This is a genomic window from Thomasclavelia sp. (assembly GCF_017889095.1).
Classification (GTDB): Bacteria; Bacillota_I; Bacilli_A; order Erysipelotrichales; family Coprobacillaceae; genus Thomasclavelia.
This window is the reverse complement of sequence record NZ_JAGHEW010000110.1, coordinates 1-3,079: the sequence shown is the minus strand read 5'-3', so window position 1 is coordinate 3,079 and position 3,079 is coordinate 1. Positions and strand designations below refer to the sequence as shown.

The 3,079-nt window shown below is 30.4% G+C and carries 2 protein-coding genes; both read right to left on the bottom strand.

Annotated elements, in window-relative coordinates; genetic code table 11:
* Positions 1-443 precede the first annotated feature (443 nt).
* A complete protein-coding gene (locus J7M77_RS05035) occupies positions 444-971 on the bottom strand; it encodes an SMI1/KNR4 family protein (RefSeq protein WP_296876640.1) in 528 nt (175 codons plus the stop codon).
* Between the two features lie 195 nt (positions 972-1,166).
* The gene (locus J7M77_RS05030; protein ID WP_296876638.1) at positions 1,167-2,696 is read right to left on the bottom strand and encodes a tetratricopeptide repeat protein; all 1,530 of its coding nucleotides are present in this window, start codon (positions 2,694-2,696) and stop codon (positions 1,167-1,169) included.
* Positions 2,697-3,079 lie beyond the last annotated feature (383 nt).

Sequence of the window (3,079 nt, the reverse complement as noted above, 5' to 3'; positions counted from 1 at the left end):
GATTTTCTAACATCAGGATTACAATTAATCATCGCAATTTTATTAATTGCTTTAGGTGTATTAGTTGCTTTCTTTGATTTCAAAAAACTATTTGAAACTAAAAAGGCTTAAAAGTGTGCTGATTCAGCACACTTTTTTCTAACCAAAAAAACCAGGAGTACATTTCAAATTTCCTGGTTTATGATAACGATAAATTGGGATTTTTATTTATATCTGTACTTATTTGTCGCTTTTTAAATGTGTAGTTGATAAAAGTAAAAATGAAATACCTAATAATAAAAATATTATTGCAGAGGAAGTATTCTTATCCATAAAATTTATTATTGACACTATAAAGAAACATATTGAAGCTAATAAAAAACATATAAACCTGATTTTCTCTTTTCCCATGATTTTCTTCCTTTCTAACTACCAATTTTTCATTCTGTTTAATTTCTTTATTGTTAAACTTCTAACTCAAAATTATCTTCGTTTACAAGGCCACGAATAAAGTCCTCAAAACTATCTGCTAAAGGAGTGATTTTATAGTTACATTCTTGATCAATATGCACTACTTTAGGCTCCCCTTGTGGGCCACACTCCCGGTAATCTAAAAATATCATATCATGTCCAGCGCTGGGACAATCACAAATAGCTACTCCGATAGCCGGGTATTTCCATTCTTCAATCATAAATTGACTTCCCAACTCGCCACATAATGAATATGTTTTCTCTCGTCCAATACCAAAAATTCCTGTAATAGCTACATGATCGCCTGCCCAACTGGTAAGTTTATCAGTAGGAAAACAAGTATTAGCTGGAATACCTCCATTATGTTGTTTCATCAGCCAAATATAAGATGGTGGTAACTTGTAGCCTAATTCTTGTTCAATACTGGTTATCAGTTCATCAGAGGGAGATGCACTGACATATTCTTTCAGTGCATACGCACTGTCTTTCCAAAAGTTTGTAAAATCAAATCCCTTAAACATTTTTTGTGTGCCTCCCAATATCAATTTATTCATATAAATTATTATAATATTTAAAAGATATTCTTTCCATATTTTTCATATTCCTAGAAAAACCGGAAATCTTCAATTTGACTTCCGGTTTAAATTCATAATATTTTTTACAAATTTTTAGCCATTTATGCGAAGTTGTACTATTTGTTTTTTGGGTTTAGATAACTATGAATTTTTAAGCAGTCTATCACAATCAACTTTTGTTTGAATTATCTCTAGCATGATATAAGCATTTACTTTCTTCTCTATGTCAGGGTGATTAAATATATCTTCGCAGACATCTAAACAACGTTCATAGTGTTTCTTTTGTAATAATAACTTGCATTTTGAAACCATACATAATAGATGTTTATATGGATAAACGCAATTCATCAGATCTAAGGCTTCAGAATATTTTTCTTCATTAACTAATTCTTTTGCTCTCATATCATAGAGATTCAAAATCGCATTCCATTTATCTTTAGAAAATTCATACGGAGTATCTTTACAATTTTCATAATAAGTGACTCCATCATAATAAGTAATTCCCTCATGAAATGTGACTTCATCATATAGATATTCACCTGTACAAGTATATGTTTCTAAACAACAATTGATATATATTTCCTCAAGGAAATAAGATGCTGCTTTTAGGCTTCCGATTTGTGCCAATTCCCTGATTTTATTGAAATCATCTTCTTTGATTGCTTCGTCAAAGAGAATATCAGCCATCTCTACTAAACGTTTTTTACATTTGTCGAGTTCATCATAGATGGAACAATGATATTTTTCTTTGATTTTATGAAAAAGAGATATCGCTTTGTTGGGATCACTATGAATGTATGATGAAGCTTTTTTATGATCTTTACGATATTCTTCTTCCCATTCTTGCAAAATAGAGTCTAAAGAATTTTTTGCCTGAATATATCCTAAAGAATTAATATGTTTTAATGTTTGGATTGCTGTATAAGTATCCTTTTCAATACCGCGACCTTCATAATGTAATAGTGCATAATAGTAACCACATTCAAGATTATTAAAACTGTCATATCCTTTTTTAGCATATTGAAAGGCTTTTTGATCATTTTTATAAAGAGAATCTTGTTCATTGTAATAAAATTTAGCTAATTCAACAAGGGCAGCTTCATGATTCTGGCTAACAGCCATTTCCAACATCTCAAGACCTTTTTCTATGTCTTTGGGGATAAATTGGCCATCAAGATAATATGTTCCCATTCGATAAAATGCATCAATAGGGTGACCGATTGCAACTACTTTTTGATAATATTCAATCGCTTTTCTTATATCTTGATCGACTCCTCTGCCTAGTTCAAGAGCCCGAGCATAGTAGTAATAGGCATCTTGATTATTATCTTCATCAATACTCATTTTTAATCTTTCAACACTTTTTGTATATTCTTTTATCCGTTGATAAGCGATTGCAAATTTAAAAGAATCAATTTTTGATCCTGTTGCTTCAGCTTTTTCATAAAGTTCAACAACTTGATGACGTTTTTCTTCATCATTAGGGTTATGTTCAAAATAGTAACGTGCCAGCCCAGACATGGCGTGACTATTGCCTAAATCAACAGCTTGTTTTAATAAACTTAATTCATCATCGCCATGTTGTAATGATTGATAATATAATCTTTCTCCCGGTAAATCTCTCACTCTTTTAGAATTCTTTTTATTTTTTCTTTTTGTAAATAATCCCATTACTGCATCCCTCCATTTTGTTTATTTTATCACATATTAATAAGCAATTTAACTGTTTTTTAAATAATCAAGGACGGTTTCATATCAATCATATTTCACATTTGTAAGGGGCAAGTTCAAGATATAAAAACATCTTGTAATCATTTTAAGTAAAGAAAAAGCGATTTATCTTTAATTAGATAAACGCTTTGTAAATATTAGTAATTGGGATTTGGATTACTTTTTTATCTTTTTAGTATCTTCAAGATAGAATTCAAGATACCCACATTCAGGACATACAGCAACATGAACTTTGCCAAGATTATCTTTGAAAATTCCTTGTTTTGTTATCTTTAATCCGTATGCACCGCCCTCGACTTTTACATCATAATTTTCAATCATAT